Source organism: Pseudoruminococcus massiliensis (assembly GCF_900291955.1).
GTDB classification, from domain to species: domain Bacteria; phylum Bacillota; class Clostridia; order Oscillospirales; family Acutalibacteraceae; genus Pseudoruminococcus; species Pseudoruminococcus massiliensis.
Genome location: NZ_OLMR01000002.1, coordinates 22,699 through 39,153, shown reverse-complemented (window position 1 = coordinate 39,153; position 16,455 = coordinate 22,699). Strand labels below are relative to the sequence as shown.

The window sequence follows — 16,455 nt, the reverse complement described above, 5'->3', positions numbered from 1 at the left end:
AAGTGTTTATTTTGCCAAGTCAGACATCTGGTGCAAGGGCTAATAATGAAAATGTCGGCGTAAGATTAGAGCAAAGACAACACCAAGCTTCACCGAGAAAAGTCAGAGCGAAATTAAAACCCTTTTCAATAAGACTCGGTCTTGATATGCCGTTTTTATTTTTAGTTATTGCACTTCTTTTTATAGGTTTGGTAATGATGTTTTCGGCAAGCTATCCTGCGGCATATGCCTATCAAAATGGCAACAGCTATTATTACTTGACAAGACAGGCAATTTTTGCAGCCATAGGAATAGGCTTAATGTTTATTCTTTCATATTTTGACTATCATCATTTGCATAAATTTGCTTTTCTTATATTGATTTTATCATTCCTGCTTTTGACAGTGGTTTTATTTATACCATCATCAACAGGTGTTCATAGATGGCTGCCACTTGGAATATTTACCATGCAGGCTTCTGAAATCAGTAAGTTTGCAATAATCATTTTCTTTGCCCACTGGGGTTCGGTACATATAAATGAAATGGGAACATTCAAAATAGGAGTTCTGCCAGAGGTTATTATTCTTGCAATAACTGTTGTTCTTATGGCATTAGAGCCTCACTGGTCAGGTATTGTTATTATTATTTCCCTTGCAGCGGTTATGATGTTTGTAAGTGGTGTTAAGCTTCGTTGGTTTGTTTTGGCTGGAGGACTTATTGTAGCTGCTATTCTTGTTTTGTATTTAACTGATAATCTTGGCTATGCAATGGACAGAATTGGTGCTTGGGGTCAGGCTCTTGACTATATTGACCAACAGACTTGGGACGATACTTACCAAACAAGAAACTCTCTATATGCTATTGGCTCAGGTGGTTTCTGGGGTTTGGGGCTTGGACAGTCAAGACAAAAGCATTTGTATCTGCCTGAAGCACAGAACGACTTTATTTTCGCTGTTGTATGTGAAGAAATGGGCTTTATCGGTGCTTTGATTATTCTTTTAGTTTTTGCACTCCTTGTTTGGAGAGGAATTACTATTTCAATGAGAGCTAAGGATAAATTTGGTTCACTTCTTGGAATAGGACTTACAGCACAGATTGGCATACAGGTTGTTATCAATATTATGGTTGTTACAGATTTGCTTCCGAATACAGGTATCAGCTTGCCATTCTTTAGCTATGGTGGTTCATCGTTGATTATGCTTTTAGCACAGATGGGAATAGTTCTCTCTATCTCGAGAACTGCCAATATAGAAAAGACTTAAAGCTTTTAAGCTTTGTTTCTAAAATAATTTAAAGCGAATTTCCAACTATTATAATTAAGGAGAGTTGTAGCTTGAAGATTGTATTTGCAGGTGGTGGCACAGCAGGTCATATTAACCCTGCACTTGCCATAGCAGGATATGTTAAGCTTCGTCAGCCTGACGCTGAAATACTTTATATCGGAAATAAGGGCGGTATGGAGGAAAGGCTTGTAGCTCAGGCAGGGTATGAATTTAAATCAATTTCTATTCAGGGCTTTTCGAGAAAACTTACTCCAGCAGGAATTAAGAAAAATATTGTTACAGCTAAAAAAGCTATTACAGCAAGTAAAGAGGCTAAGAAAATTCTTTTAGAGTTTCAGCCTGATATTTGCGTTGGAACAGGCGGATATGTCAGCGGTCCAGTAATAAGGACAGCCGCAAAGATGGGCATTCCTACTGTAATTCATGAACAGAATGCGTTCCCTGGTGTTACAACTAAAATGCTTTCTAAGCTTGTTGATAGAGTTATGCTTGCTGTACCAAGTGCAAAGGATTATCTAAAAAAGAACTGCAAAACAGTTGATACAGGTAACCCAGTAAGAGGTGAAATCCTCACAGCTGAAAAGGAAGCCTCAAGAAAAGAGCTTGGCTTGGATTCAAGGCCTGTAATTCTTTCCTTTGGTGGAAGTCTTGGTGCAAGAATTATCAACGAATCTCTTGCTGATATTATTGCAAGAAGTGCCAATGACGGAAAATATCAGCATATCCACGCTTATGGACAATATGGAAAATGGTTCCCTGATTTACTCAAAGAAAAGGGTACTGACCTCGAAAAAGCTACTAACCTCGATATAAGAGAATATATAAACAATATGCCAACTTGTCTTGCGGCGGCTGATTTGGTTATCGCAAGAGCGGGTGCTATTACTTTGAGCGAAATTCAGGCACAGGGCAAGCCTTCAATCTTGATTCCGTCACCTAATGTTGCGGAGAATCATCAGTATCACAATGCTATGGCTCTTGCAAATAAAAATGCCGCTGTTGTTATTGAAGAAAGCGAACTTACACCTGAAAGGCTTACAAGAGAAATTGATAAGCTTGCATCTGATAGTGAGCGTCTTGCAGAATTTACTAAAAATGCAAAGGCAATGGCTATTACTGACGCTACAAAGAGAATTTACTCAGTTATTATAGAAGTTTTGTCTGCAACAAAGGCAAAAAAGAAATAATTAAAGTGAGCAATAAAAACTAAAAAGTTTCGCTAAAATGCGGAGTAACTCTGCTGTCGAAACGCATTCAATTTTTTCGTTAAATTAACATCTGTTATTTGCTTCTGAATTTTCAAACTTAAAAGGCTCATAGGTCAAGGATGATGCTATTGTTACTGTCCGTAAGAGGTTATATAAAAGATAAGTAAATTAAATATTTTTTTAATCTGTCACCATTAAACAAGCCATTTCATAGAATATATATGTAGTAATATATTTTATGAAAAGGGTGTTGATTTTGGAAAAGCTGATTATAGACGGTGGAACAAGGCTATGTGGAGAAGTTAAGCTTCAAGGAGCAAAGAACAGTGTTTTGCCGATTTTGGCGGCAAGTATTCTTTGTGATGATGAATGCTATATTGATAATTGCCCGAGACTTTCAGATTGCAATGTATCGATGAGAATTATCAGACATTTGGGAAAATCTGCCTATCGTGATGGAGGCTCCGTTATAATCGGTAACGAGGAAATCACTAAAAATGATATTCCAGAAGATATGATGCGTGAAATGCGTTCATCAATAACATTTCTTGGTGCAATAATTGCTAAAATGGGTGAGGCAAAAATTTCTTTGCCTGGTGGTTGTGAATTAGGACCAAGACCGATTGATATACATATTTCGGCATTAAAGCAGATGGGCGTCGATATTTCGGAAAATCACGGCTTGATTGAATGTAAGGTTCGTGATAAACTAAGGGGTGCTATGATTGCACTGCCATATCCGAGTGTTGGTGCTACTGAAAATATTATACTTGCGGCTGTTTTGGCAAAAGGAACTACAATTATTTCAAATGCGGCAAAAGAACCTGAAATAGTTGACCTTACAATTTTTTTGAGAAGCTGTGGAGCTAAGATTATAGGAGCAGGCGAAAGCACAGTCATAATCTGCGGTGTTGAAAGTCTTAGTGGTGCTTATCATAAGGTTATCCCTGACAGAATTGAAGCAATAAGCTATATGTCGGCTATTGCTATTACAGGTGGTACTGGAGAAGTGATTGGTGTATTGCCCGAGCATATAATGGCAGTGATTCCGATATTTGAGGAATCTGGCTGTAAACTACAATCAACTGATAGTGGGCTTTCAATTACTGCACCCGAACGCTTAGGTGCAGTAAAATATATAAGAACTATGCCGTATCCTGCATTTCCTACTGATGCACAAGCTATTATTATGGCACTTATGGCTCAGAGTATGGGTACGAGCGTATTTGTCGAAACCGTTTTTTCTGGAAGATATAAGCATATTGCTGAGCTTCAGAGAATGGGTGCTAATATCAAAGCAGAGGACAGAGTTGCTGTTGTGAGTGGAGTTGAAAGACTTTCAGGAGCGTCTGTTTCGGCAACAGATTTGCGTGGTGGGGCGGCTCTTGTTATTGCGGCTCTTGGGGCAGACGGAAGAAGCGAAATTTCTAATATTCATTATATAGACAGAGGTTATGAAAATATTGAGGGCAAGCTTAAAAAGCTTGGAGCTTGCATTGCAAGAGTAAATTCATAACCATTTTATAGAATTAAAAATCTTTATTTTGCGAGAGTATAAAAAGGGGAGAATCAAAAGATGAGTGAAAAACAGAATAATGATAAGTCTTTTGAGCAGAAAAACCAACAAAAACGCAGAAATAATCCTGCGAACGATTCTGTTCCTACTATAAGCTATCGTGAGATAAGAGCTAAATCTGAGAGCGAGCGTAAGAAAAAAACTCAAAGTGGTAAGGCGAAGGCTCAAAAGACTAAGAATGATAAACGCCATACGCCACAAAATCCTGATGAACTACATAAAAATCATTCTCAGCAACAACAGGCTAAGCCAAAACAGCCTATGGATAATCACCCTAAGCAAAAATCAAATCAGAATCAAAATGCTGCTAAGAATGAGCATAATTCATCAAATGGTGAAAGTAGAAAAAATCCAAAGGTTGAAAATCAAGCTGATATAAAGCATAATCCTGAAAAAAATGATAGTCAGCAAAAACCAAAGAAAAAGCGTAAGATGAAGCGTTCATCTAAGCCGTTTTCGGCAAAGAAAAGGCGAAGAAAGATTCTTGCAATGTATACTTCAATGGTTATGATTATTGCAATGATTGCAGCTGTGCTTTGTCTGACTGTTTTCTTTAAGATAGATTCTATCACTGTTGAGGGCAAGACGAGATATTCACCAGATGAAATTATAGATGCGAGTGGAATCGCTATTGGAACCAATCTCCTTCTTTGCAATACAGAACCAAGCAAGGAGATTATTGAAAAAAAATTTCCTTATATTGAGTCGGTAAGCATTAAGAAAAATCCATTTAATTCAGTTACAATTTATGTTGAGGAGGCTAAGCCTACTTCTGCAATAGAAACAAATGGAAAGTTCTATATTTTGAGTGCTAAAGGGAAAATTATAGAAATTCTTGATAATAATAAATATAATGTTCCACTTATAAAGGGTGCTGAACTCAAGAAAACGGAACTTTCGGCTACTATAGAATATAAGCTTTCAAATATGAACAACATTATAAATGATGTTACACAAGCATTGAATGAAAATGAAATAAAAAAGGTTTCTACAATCAATGTTACTAACCCTTCAAATGTTAAGCTTAGCTATGATAAGAGACTTACAATAATTCTTGGTATTCCAGAAAATCTTAATTATAAGGTTAAAACAGCTAAACTTATTATAGATGAAAAGCTTGAGAAAGACAGCAAGGGAACAGTTGATGTTTCTATGTGTGCAGAGGGAGGAAAGTATTCATATTATGACCCTTCCGGAGCACCTGAAAATTAGTGGAAAAAGTTCAAAAATATGATTATTAAGTTATAATTTATGAAAAATCCATTTGTTTTTTTGCTATTCAAAATGTTATAATTATACGTTATAAGTTTATTTTGGAATTATTTATTAAAGCTAATGGTTGTTTTACACAAAAAAGAATTAGCAGAAATTATTTCATAGGAAAACATTTATAAAATAGCGTAATTGTATTGAAATTTGCCGAAAATGGTGGTAAATTATATAATAGACTGTATAAGCGAAAGTTGTCGCTGGCAAAAACATGATGTCGAATTGAGAGGAGCAAAAATATGCCTTACGAGTTTGAAGAAGAGATGAATAACATCGTACATATAAAGGTTATTGGTGTAGGCGGAGGCGGCGGAAACGCTGTTGACCGTATGGTTAACGAGGGAGTAAGCTGTGTAGAATTTATTTCTATTAACACAGACCATCAGGCTCTTGGCCGTTCAAAGGCTACACAAAAGATTCAGATTGGCGATAAGATTACACATGGCAAGGGTGCAGGCTCTATGCCTTCTATCGGACAGAAGGCTGCTGACGAAAGCAGAGATGAAATCGCAGATGCACTCAAGGATACTGATATGGTATTCATTACCGCAGGTATGGGCGGTGGCACAGGTACAGGTGCAGCTCCTATCGTTGCTGAGATTGCAAGAGAAATGGGTATCCTCACAATCGGTATAGTTACAAAGCCTTTCCAGTTTGAGGGCAAGCGTAGAATGGCTCAGGCTGAACAGGGTATTGCCGCTCTCAGAGAGCAGGTTGATTCTCTTGTTGTTATTCCTAATGAAAGACTTAAGTATGTCAGCGAAGAAGCTATAACTCTTCAAAATGCTTTTGCTGCTGCTGACGATGTTCTCCGTCAGGGCGTTCAGAGTATTTCTGACCTTATTCTTCTTCCTGGTATTGTTAACCTTGACTTTGCTGATGTTACAGCAGTTATGAAGGATGCTGGCTATGCTCATATGGGTATCGGCAGAGCTTCTGGTAAGGACAAAGCAAAGGTTGCAGCTTCAAATGCAATCTCAAGTCCGCTTCTTGAAACAGCTATTGATGGTGCTAAGGGTGTTATTATCAATATCACTTCCTCACCTGACATCAGCCTTGAGGAAATCAACATTGCTTCTACTATGATTGCTGAACAGGCAGACGAAGATGCAAACATCATCTGGGGTGCTGCATTCAACGACCAGATGGAAGACGAAATCAGTGTTACTGTTATTGCAACAGGTTTTCCTACAACAGCTGATGCAGCATTTAAGCCATCAGGCACTGCTCCTGTAAGCAACAAAGCTCCTTATCAGCTTGGTGCTACACCAGGTGACCCATCAGCAAAGCAGGCTGAAGCAACACAGCAGGCTCCTGTACAGCAGACTAGCTTTAACCAGCCAAGAGTACAAAGACAACAGCCAGTTGCACAGCAGGAGCGTCCACAAAGACAGCAACAGCCTGCTGCACAACCACAGCAACAAGCACAGCAGACAACAAATGCTGCTCCAAATGATGACGATGACTCATTCTATGATATTATGTCTATCTTCAATAGATAAGATAAATAATTAAATAGTAAAATTTGCGGTAAGTCTAAATGGCTTACCGCTTTCGTTTTTCATTGAATAGCTGTGTTGACTTTTATAGAGAAAATGTGTATAATTATAAAAATATCTAAAATGCGTTGATGAGAAGAAGTAGTGCGATTTGTTCTGCAAAGAGATGTGGCGGTTGGTGCGAGCCATTCAGAACAGCGTATGAAATACATCTCTGAGTATCCCTTGTGAAGATTATTTAATTGCGTAGTGAGGGACGATTGGCACTCGTTATTGTGCAACGGCTTTTGCCGTAAGGCTGTTCATTTGCTGAACAGTGAATGAGGTGGTACCGCGATATTCGCCCTCTGCATTATATTTGCAGAGGGTTTTATTATTTTATTTTTAGAAAGGAAATAAACCAATGGGAGTATATGAGGAACTTCAAGAGCGTGGCTTAATCGCTCAAACAACTAATGAGGAAGAAATCAAAAAGCTTGTAAATGATGGAAAGGCAGTATTTTATATTGGCTTTGACCCAACAGCAGACAGCCTTCATGTTGGACACTTTATGGCACTCTGCCTTATGAAAAGACTTCAAATGGCAGGAAACAGACCTATCGCACTTATTGGCGGTGGTACAGCTATGATTGGCGACCCATCAGGTAAGACTGATATGCGTAAGATGATGACTAAGGAAACTATTCAGCATAACTGTGATTGCTTTAAAAAGCAGATGAGCCGTTTTATTGAGTTTGGTGAAGGCAAGGCTATGATGGTAAACAATGCTGACTGGCTACTTAATCTTAACTATGTTGAGCTTTTGAGAGAGGTTGGTGCTTGCTTTAGCGTTAATCGTATGCTTACAGCTGAATGTTACAAACAGCGTATGGAGCGTGGACTTAGCTTCCTTGAATTTAACTATATGATTATGCAGAGTTATGACTTCTATAAGCTTTTCCAAGAGTACGGTTGTAACTTGCAGTTTGGCGGAGATGACCAGTGGAGCAATATGCTCGGTGGCACTGAGCTTATAAGAAGAAAGCTTGGCAAGGATTCACACGCTATGACAATCAAGCTTTTGCTAAATTCCGAGGGTAAGAAAATGGGCAAGACAGAAAAGGGTGCGGTATGGCTTGATGCTGATAAGACCAGCCCATTTGAATTTTTCCAGTATTGGAGAAATGTTGCTGATGCTGATGTTATTAAGTGCTTGAAAATGCTTACATTCCTGCCACTTGATGAGATTAAAGAACTTGAAAAATTAGAGGGACAAGAGCTTAATAAGGCTAAGGAAATTCTTGCATTTGAACTTACAAAGCTTATTCACGGTGAAGAAGAGGCTAAAAAGGCACTTGATGGTGCAAGGGCATTGTTTGCAAAGGGAAGCAATACAGATAATATGCCTCAAACAGAAATTTCTGCTGACGATTTAACAAACGGTGAGATAGGCATTCTTGATTTGCTTGTTAATGTTTCAATAGTTCCGTCAAAGGCTGAGGGCAGACGAGTTGTAACACAGGGTGGATTATCTGTTGACGGTGAAAAGATTACTGACCCGAACTATACAGTTAAAACTGCTGACTTTGAAAAGGGTTATATTGTAGTTAAAAAGGGTAAAAAGGTATTTCATAAGATAATTCTGAAATGAGGGGATTAAGCTATGGAAAATAATAAGAAATTAACTAACAGACGACAGGAAAGAGAAGAGGCTTTTACACTTGTCTTTGAGCGTATGTTTAAGGACGATGATTCTGAAGAGGTTTTCGATAGTGCTGTTGAGGCTCGTGACGCATCTATCGGAGAATTTACAAAGCTCCTTACAAATGGTGTTTATGATAATCTTGAGGCTATTGATGAGCTTATTGAGAAAAATCTCAAGGGCTGGAGCAAGAGCAGAATTTCTCGAGTTGTACTTACACTTATGAGAATAGCTACTTTTGAAATTATGTTTGTTGAAGATGTTCCTACAAGTGTTTCTATCAATGAGTCTGTTGAGCTTTGTAAGAAGTATGCGACAGAAAAGGACGCCTCTTACCTTAATGGTGTGCTTGGTGGAGTTGCTCGTTCAGCAAAGAATAATGGTGAAAAATAATGCTTACTCTCGGAATAGATACAAGTAATTATACAACCTCTGTTGCTATTTATGATGGGGAGAATATCCTAAAAAATTGCAAAAAGCTTTTGCCTGTTAAGGATGGTGAAAGAGGTTTAAGACAGAGTGACGCTGTATTTCATCACACAAATCAGCTTGCAGATGTTTTTGATGAGGCGTTTGACAGCTTTAACGGTAAGCTTGATGCAATAGCTGTTTCATCAAGACCTCGTGATGTTGAAGGTTCATATATGCCTTGCTTTACAGTTGGAGTTAATTCTGCAAGAATTTTAGCTAAGGCTTTGAAAGTTCCACTCTATACTGTTTCACATCAGGCAGGTCATATTACGGCGGCTCTCTATTCAGCTAAAAAGCTTGAATTGATGAATGAAAGGTTCATTGCTTTTCATGTTTCTGGTGGTACTACTGAGGCTCTCTTAGTTCAAAAAGGAACGGAAAATCCGCTTGATATTGAGATTATCGCAAAGACTTTAGACCTTAACGCAGGTCAGCTTGTAGATAGAGTCGGAGTAATGCTCGGACTGCATTTTCCTTGTGGAGCAGAACTCGAAAAGCTTGCTTTGAAGTATAGTGGAAAAGTTACTGCAAAAGCTACTCTTAAAGGTACAGATTGTTGCCTTTCCGGTGTTGAAAACATTTGTGCAAGAATGTTGACTGACGGTGCATCGCCAGAAAAAGTGGCTTTTGCGTGTTTGATGAATATACAGAAAACGCTTGATAAAATGACAGAAGTTCTGATTGAAAAATATGGTAAGCTTCCGCTTGTATATGCTGGTGGAGTTATGTCTAATTCAATTATCAGAAAGCATTTTGAGGAAAGATATGGTGCTTTTTTTGCCGAACCCAAGTTTTCAAGCGATAATGCCTCTGGTGTTGCTATACTTGCAAATAGACTACACGAAAAGGAGTAGAAATAATGGCAGTAAGTTCTGTAATAACAGTTTCACAGCTTAATTTTTATATAAAGTCATTGCTTGATGAAAGTCCTGCTCTAAGAGAGATTTATATAACAGGAGAAATTTCTAATCTTACTGACCATTATCGTTCGGGGCATATTTATCTTTCGCTCAAGGACGATAAAGCTCTTGTTCGTGCGGTTATGTTTGCAGGAAATGCAAGGCATCTTCGCTTTAAGCCTGAAGAAGGTATGAAGGTTATTGCGAGGGGCAGAGTATCTGTTTATGAGGCTACTGGACAATATCAGCTTTATATTGAAGATATGCAGCCAGATGGAATAGGTGCTTTGAATCTTGCCTATGAACAGCTTAAAAAGAAGCTTTCAGCCGAGGGACTTTTTAGCGAGGATATAAAAAAGCCTATACCCGCATATCCAAAAAGAATTGGTGTTATAACTTCTCCAACGGGAGCGGCGGTTCAAGATATTTTGAATATTCTTGGCAGAAGATACCCTATTGCTGAGGTGGTTTTCTGTCCTGTACTTGTTCAAGGAGAAAATGCTTCAGCACAGCTTATTGATGCTATTGAAAGATTTAATAAAGCAAATGCCGCTGATGTTATAATCATAGGCAGAGGCGGTGGCTCTATTGAGGATTTATGGGCATTTAATGATGAAAAGCTTGCAAGAACTATTGCTAAATCTGATATACCAGTAATTTCTGCTGTTGGTCACGAAACGGATTTTACAATTTGTGATTTTGTTGCAGATTTAAGAGCCCCTACACCATCAGCGGCGGCAGAACTCGCTACTCCTAATATGACAGAATTACTTTCATATTTTAAAAGTGTAAAAGATAGTCTGCCCGCTATTATGCAAAGACGAATAGATTTTGAAAAGCAAGAGCTTGATAATTTAGCTTCATCAAAAGTGTTGCTTAGTCCAAAGGAGTTTATAAACATACGCAAGAATGAACTTGATATGCTTTCAGCAGATATGATAAAGGCTTTTAAGGCTATCCTCTCAGAAAATCAGCGAGATTTTGTGGCTCTTTCTGCGAAGCTTGATGCCTTAAGTCCGCTTTCGGTTCTTTCAAGGGGATATAGTATTGTTCAGAATAAGAATAAAGTTATAAAGAGTGCAAAAGAATTAAATATCGGTCAAAATATTATGGTTAAGCTTTCAGACGGAAAAGCAGAATGTGAAGTTAAGGCGATTACTCTTGATGAGAAAGGATAATTCTTATGAGAAAGATTTCTTATGAAACTAATATAACAAAGTTGCGTGAAATAGTTGAAAAGCTTGAGAGCGGAGAAGCCAGCTTAGAGGAATCGCTAAAGCTTTTTGAGCAAGGAATAAAGCTTTCAAACGCTTGCTATGAAACATTAAAAAACGCAGAACAGAAGATAACCGAACTTTCTGAGATAGAGGAGGAGAATGCTGATGAATGAATATTCAGAGATGATAGAAAAGGCTCTTGATGAATTTCTGATAAAAGATAATGATGTCAAAGGTCTTGTTGATTCTATGGAATATAGCCTTATGGCTGGTGGAAAAAGAATCCGTCCTAAGCTTGTCCTTGAATTTTGTAAGGCTTGCGGAGGCAACCCAGAAAATGCACTTTCTTTTGCCTGTGCAATAGAAATGATTCATACATATTCACTTATTCACGATGATTTGCCTTGTATGGATAATGATGATATGAGAAGAGGCAGACCATCAAACCACCGTGCTTTTGGAGAAGATACTGCTCTCTTAGCAGGTGACGCATTGCTCACTTTAGCTTTTGAAACTGCTCTTTCGGAAAAGGCTGTTAAGGCAACCTCAGCTAAAGCCGTTGCAGACGCTGGAAGAATACTTGCAAGCTTTGCAGGTGTCAGTGGAATGGTCGGAGGACAATTTATAGATTTAAGCATTGAGGGCAAAAAGGTTGAGGCTGAAACCTTAGAAAAAATGTATGGCAAAAAAACAGGAGCTTTGTTAAAGGCTTCATGTGTCCTCGGATGTATTGCCGCAGGGGCAGATGATGAAAAACTTAAAGCCGCAGAAGAATTTGGCGGTAAAATAGGACTTGTTTTCCAAATTATTGACGATGTGCTTGATGTTGTTTCTACTCCTGAGGTTCTCGGCAAGCCTATTCTCAGTGATGAAGAAAACGAAAAGACAACATTTATGTCAATTTATGGTGAAGAAAAGTGCCGTCAGATTGCTAAGAAATTAACTGATGATGCAGTTAAGGCACTTGATATATTTGGTAAAGACGAATCAGCAGAGCTTCGTGAACTTGCCATAAATCTACTTAATCGTAATAAATAACAATTATTAAAAACTTGTACGACATAAAAACTCGTGGTATAATATAAGGCAACATATCGTAATATAGCTTTGTCATAAATGGAGTAAGTGAAAATGGAAGATAAGCTTCTTGAAAAAATTGAATCACCGCAAGATATAAAAAATCTTTCGGTAAAAGAGCTTGAAAATCTCTCGGACGAAATTCGCCAAGAGATTGTTTCCGTTGTGTCTAAAAATGGCGGACACCTTTCTCCAAACCTTGGCATTGTTGAACTTACAGTTGCTTTACATAAAGTTTTTGATTCGCCAAAGGATAAGATTGTTTTTGATGTTGGGCATCAATGCTATGCACATAAGATGCTTACAGGCAGATATAAGCAAATGGATACCTTGCGTAAAGAGGGCGGACTTTCGGGTTTTCCATCACACTTGGAAAATCCAAATGATGCCTTTGGTGCAGGTCATAGCAGTACATCAATTTCGGCAGCCTATGGACTTCAATGTGCCAATATCCTTAATGATGATGACAGCTATGTTGTTGCTGTTATCGGTGATGGTGCATTGTCTGGAGGACTTGCTTTCGAGGGATTGAATAACGCTGGTCGCTCAAAGAAAAATTTTATCGTTGTGCTTAACGATAACAAGATGTCTATATCTAAAAATGTTGGTTCTATGGCAAGGTATCTCACAAGCATAAGAGTAAATCCATCATATCTGAATACTAAATCTAAGGTTGAGAGATTTCTTACGAAGATTCCTGTTATTGGCAAAGGCTTGCTTGGATTTTTCAGAGGATTAAAAAATTTCATAAAGCGTAGAGTTTTTAAGAGCAGAACTATTTTTGAGGATATGGGCTTTTATTATTATGGGCCTTTTGATGGTCATAATATAGGAGAACTCATTACTGCATTAAATGCGGCTAAAAGGAAAAAAGGTCCTGTGCTTATTCACGCAGTTACAACTAAAGGCAAAGGCTATGAATTTGCGGAAAAAAATCCGAAAGGCTTTCACGGAACAGCACCTTTTGATGTTGATACTGGTCTTACAAATGGTGGTTCAAAATCTTATTCTGATGTTTTCGGAGAAACTCTTTGTCAGATTGCGGAGAAAGACGAGAAAATTTGTGCGATAACTGCAGCAATGCAGCTTGGTACGGGTTTATCAAGCTTTGCACAGAAATATAAAAGCAGGTTTTTTGATGTAGGTATAGCTGAAGAACACGCAGTTACTTTTGGCTGTGGTTTGGCTATGGGTGGAATGATTCCGGTTTTTGCGGTTTATTCAACCTTTTTGCAGAGAAGCTATGACCAGATTATACATGATGCTTCAATTCAAAAGCTTCATATTATTCTTGCAATAGACAGAGCGGGAATTGTCGGTGAGGACGGAAAAACACACCAAGGCTTATTTGATACTTCATTTTTGAATAATATTCCAAATGTTACAATACTATGCCCTTCGTACTTTGACGAACTTAGGTTTATGCTTAAAAACGCTATTTATAACGAAAGTGAAATAGTTGCAGTAAGGTATCCTCGTGGCAGAGAATTGTATAAACCTAAAAATTTTTTGATAAAAGATTCAAAATATGTCTTTTTCGGAGATGAAAAAAGTGATATACTTATAATTACATACGGAAGATTATTTTCATTCGCTTGTGAATGTATGGAAAGACTTGAAAAACAAGGAATCTCTGCTTGTATATTAAAGCTTAATACTGTTAAACCGATTGACAGTGGTGCTGTTATCGGAGCAAAAGATTTTAAATATTGCTTTTTCTTTGAAGAAGGCATAAGCTGTGGCGGAATTGGAGAACATTTTCTATGTAAGCTTATTGAAAATGATTTTACTGGAAAATATACTTTAACCGCAATAGACGACCAGTATGTTGAACAATCGACAGTCGCTTCAGCACTTAAAAAATATAAACTTGATACTGACGGTATGGAAGAAGTAATTCTAAAGAAAATAAAATGTGACGGTGAACTTTGTGGCAAAGAAAAGACTTGACCAACTTGTAGTTGAATATGGCATCGCTGAAAGCCGAGAAAAGGCTAAAGCACTTATTATGGCAGGACAGATTTATGCGGATAATCAAAAGGCGGATAAACCAGGAACTACTTATGGTGATGATGTGAAAATAGAGCTTAGGGGAAATAAGCTTAAATATGTAAGTCGTGGTGGTCTGAAGCTTGAAAAGGCTATGACAGCTTTCGGCTTGAAGCTTGACGGAAGGATTACTATGGATGTCGGTGCATCAACAGGCGGATTTACAGACTGTATGCTGCAAAATGGAGCTAAAAAGGTTTATTCCGTTGATGTGGGCTATGGTCAACTTGATTGGAAGCTTCGCAATGATGAACGAGTAGTAAATCTTGAACGCACAAATGTCAGATATATTACTGAAGAACAGGTTCCTGATAAAATCGAATTTTTTAGTGTTGATGTTGCATTTATTTCATTGTGCCTTGTACTACCACCTGTCAGAAATCTTCTTGCAGATAATGCCGAGGCTGTTTGCCTTATAAAACCTCAATTTGAGGCAGGCAGAGATAAGGTTGGTAAAAAAGGTGTTGTAAGAGATATATCCGTTCATATTGAGGTTATAGAGAAAATTTATAATTTCTGTCTTGAAAATGGTTTTGATGTACTGGGCTTGGATTATTCCCCGATAAAAGGTCCTGAGGGAAACATAGAATATTTGATTTATATAAGAAAATCAGATAATCCAAAGGCTGTTGACGGTATAGATATAAAGGCTCTTGCGGAGCTTTCACATTCAACTCTGGATAAAACATAATCAGAAATTTATATTTTGTACTGCTTTAATTAAGCAGTTGGGAGGTAAGTATGAGAGCATTAAAAAGAATTGCCTTAATACCAAACCTTACAAAAAATGGAGCATATGAAGAATCGCTGAAAGCTATAAGACTTCTGAAATCATTCGGCGGTAAAATTTTAATGACAGCCGATTTATCAGAAAAATATTCTGATAATGATATAGCTTTTTTTGAATCACACGAAGTTCTTATACAGAAGTGTGATGCTGTTGTAACTATTGGCGGTGATGGTACTATCATTCACGCCGCCAAACACGCCGCAAATTTTGAAAAACCGCTTTTGGGAATAAATATGGGCAGACTTGGCTTTGTTGCCGAGCTTGAACCTAATGAACTTCCTATGCTTGAAAGGCTTTTTTCTGGAGATTATAATGTTGAAAAAAGACAAATGCTAAAGGTTACGCTGAAATCCAAAAGTGGAAGCAAATCGTTCTTTGCCTTGAATGATGCGGTAATTTCTCGTGGCTCTATGACAAAGATTATCGACCTTGATGTTTGGCTAAAAAAAAGCTATATCTGCCATTATTGTGCAGATGGTCTTATTGTAGCAACACCGACAGGCTCAAGTGCTTATGCACTTTCAGCAGGAGGCCCTGTAATAGAGCCGTCTATGTCTTGTATACTTATGACTCCGATTTGCTCTCATTCTTTATTTTCAAGACCTGTGCTGTTTAATCCATCATCTGAAATTCTTGTTAATGCAGCTTCAAGAGAGGATACAGATTTAACGCTTACAATAGACGGTGAAACTACGATTCCGATAACTGCTGACGATACAGTAGTTATAACTACTGCGGAAATATATGCAGAATTGATTGTGTTAAAGGATAAGACTTTTTATAGAGTTTTAAGTGATAAATTTACGGAAAGAGGACTTTAAATATAACATATATTTAATAATAGCACTTAGTTCATAATAAATTTGAAAAGGCTTGAGCGAAACTTTTGATTTATTGAACTTATGTTAAATAAGCAAAATAGCTTTTAGAAATTTAATCCAAGCTCTGCTTGTTTGCAGAGATACTCCATAAGGAATGGTGATTTGATGAAAGCACGAAGACAAACAAAAATACTTGAACTTATAAAGGATAAAAGAATTGAAACTCAAGAGGAACTGCTGAATGAATTAAGAGGTCAGGGCTTTAATGTAACTCAGGCTACTGTTTCAAGAGATATTAAGGAGCTTAGGCTTATAAAAATTCCTGCTGGTGACGGAAATTACAAATATGCTATTGCACCACAAAAAAATCCAATAATTCCATCAGATGTACTTAGTATTTTTACAAGCTCTGTAACAAGCGTTGATTATTCTTTTAATATAGTTGTGCTAAAGACACATAGTGGTATGGCTCAAGCTGTATGTGCAGCGTTTGATAATGTTCATCGCCCTGGTGTTGTAGGAACGATTGCAGGTGATGATACAATATTTATAGCAACAAGGGGAGAGGAAGCTTCTCTTGCTCTTGTTACTGAGTTGAAAAGATTCATCTCTTCTGGCAAGGTATAAGGGGAATTT

At 37.7% G+C, this 16,455-nt stretch carries 15 protein-coding genes and 1 other annotated feature; all 15 genes read left to right on the top strand.

Going from position 1 to position 16,455, the window contains the following annotated elements; translation table 11 throughout:
• Positions 1-11: 11 nt before the first annotated feature.
• The 15 genes from ftsW to argR all read left to right on the top strand — a co-directional run bounded on the left by ftsW (position 12) and on the right by argR (position 16,446).
• Complete coding sequence (ftsW, locus tag C9914_RS03130; RefSeq protein WP_242972048.1) at positions 12-1,241, top strand: putative lipid II flippase FtsW; 1,230 nt, start codon at positions 12-14, stop codon at positions 1,239-1,241.
• A gap of 71 nt (positions 1,242-1,312) precedes the next feature.
• The gene (gene murG, locus C9914_RS03125) at positions 1,313-2,449 is read left to right on the top strand and encodes an undecaprenyldiphospho-muramoylpentapeptide beta-N-acetylglucosaminyltransferase (protein WP_106763331.1); all 1,137 of its coding nucleotides are present in this window, start codon (positions 1,313-1,315) and stop codon (positions 2,447-2,449) included.
• A gap of 268 nt (positions 2,450-2,717) precedes the next feature.
• The gene (murA, locus tag C9914_RS03120) at positions 2,718-3,986 is read left to right on the top strand and encodes a UDP-N-acetylglucosamine 1-carboxyvinyltransferase (RefSeq protein WP_306373300.1); all 1,269 of its coding nucleotides are present in this window, start codon (positions 2,718-2,720) and stop codon (positions 3,984-3,986) included.
• Between the two features lie 60 nt (positions 3,987-4,046).
• Positions 4,047-5,258, top strand: a complete 1,212-nt coding sequence (locus C9914_RS03115; protein WP_106763328.1) for a cell division protein FtsQ/DivIB — start codon at positions 4,047-4,049, stop codon at positions 5,256-5,258.
• Positions 5,259-5,554: 296 nt separating this feature from the next.
• On the top strand, positions 5,555-6,817 hold the full coding sequence (ftsZ, locus tag C9914_RS03110) for a cell division protein FtsZ (RefSeq protein ID WP_022264388.1): 1,263 nt from the start codon (positions 5,555-5,557) through the stop codon (positions 6,815-6,817).
• 116 nt (positions 6,818-6,933) lie between these two features.
• Positions 6,934-7,165: a binding site (T-box leader), on the top strand.
• 52 nt (positions 7,166-7,217) lie between these two features.
• The gene (gene tyrS / locus C9914_RS03105; RefSeq protein ID WP_106763326.1) at positions 7,218-8,444 is read left to right on the top strand and encodes a tyrosine--tRNA ligase; all 1,227 of its coding nucleotides are present in this window, start codon (positions 7,218-7,220) and stop codon (positions 8,442-8,444) included.
• 12 nt (positions 8,445-8,456) lie between these two features.
• Positions 8,457-8,888 carry a transcription antitermination factor NusB gene (gene nusB, locus C9914_RS03100; protein WP_106763324.1) on the top strand — a complete coding sequence of 144 codons (432 nt, stop codon included), beginning with the start codon at positions 8,457-8,459 and terminating at the stop codon, positions 8,886-8,888.
• A complete protein-coding gene (locus C9914_RS03095) occupies positions 8,888-9,820 on the top strand; it encodes a tRNA (adenosine(37)-N6)-threonylcarbamoyltransferase complex transferase subunit TsaD (RefSeq protein ID WP_022264391.1) in 933 nt (310 codons plus the stop codon). The genes nusB and C9914_RS03095 overlap by 1 nt, the downstream gene beginning before the upstream one ends.
• 5 nt (positions 9,821-9,825) lie before the next feature.
• Positions 9,826-11,043, top strand: a complete 1,218-nt coding sequence (gene xseA / locus C9914_RS03090) for an exodeoxyribonuclease VII large subunit (protein WP_106763321.1) — start codon at positions 9,826-9,828, stop codon at positions 11,041-11,043.
• 5 nt (positions 11,044-11,048) lie between these two features.
• Positions 11,049-11,255, top strand: a complete 207-nt coding sequence (gene xseB, locus C9914_RS03085; protein ID WP_022264393.1) for an exodeoxyribonuclease VII small subunit — start codon at positions 11,049-11,051, stop codon at positions 11,253-11,255.
• On the top strand, positions 11,248-12,120 hold the full coding sequence (locus tag C9914_RS03080) for a polyprenyl synthetase family protein (protein WP_242972047.1): 873 nt from the start codon (positions 11,248-11,250) through the stop codon (positions 12,118-12,120). Before xseB ends, C9914_RS03080 begins: the two co-directional genes overlap by 8 nt.
• A 93-nt stretch (positions 12,121-12,213) precedes the next feature.
• Positions 12,214-14,109, top strand: coding sequence for a 1-deoxy-D-xylulose-5-phosphate synthase (gene dxs, locus C9914_RS03075; protein WP_106763317.1), 1,896 nt, complete (start codon positions 12,214-12,216; stop codon positions 14,107-14,109).
• Positions 14,081-14,899, top strand: coding sequence for a TlyA family RNA methyltransferase (locus tag C9914_RS03070; RefSeq protein WP_408003186.1), 819 nt, complete (start codon positions 14,081-14,083; stop codon positions 14,897-14,899). Before dxs ends, C9914_RS03070 begins: the two co-directional genes overlap by 29 nt.
• A 50-nt stretch (positions 14,900-14,949) precedes the next feature.
• Positions 14,950-15,819 (top strand): NAD(+)/NADH kinase, encoded by an 870-nt coding sequence (locus tag C9914_RS03065; RefSeq protein WP_106763313.1) that lies wholly within the window; start codon positions 14,950-14,952, stop codon positions 15,817-15,819.
• A 165-nt stretch (positions 15,820-15,984) separates the two neighbouring features.
• Complete coding sequence (gene argR, locus C9914_RS03060; RefSeq protein ID WP_106763312.1) at positions 15,985-16,446, top strand: arginine repressor; 462 nt, start codon at positions 15,985-15,987, stop codon at positions 16,444-16,446.
• Positions 16,447-16,455 lie beyond the last annotated feature (9 nt).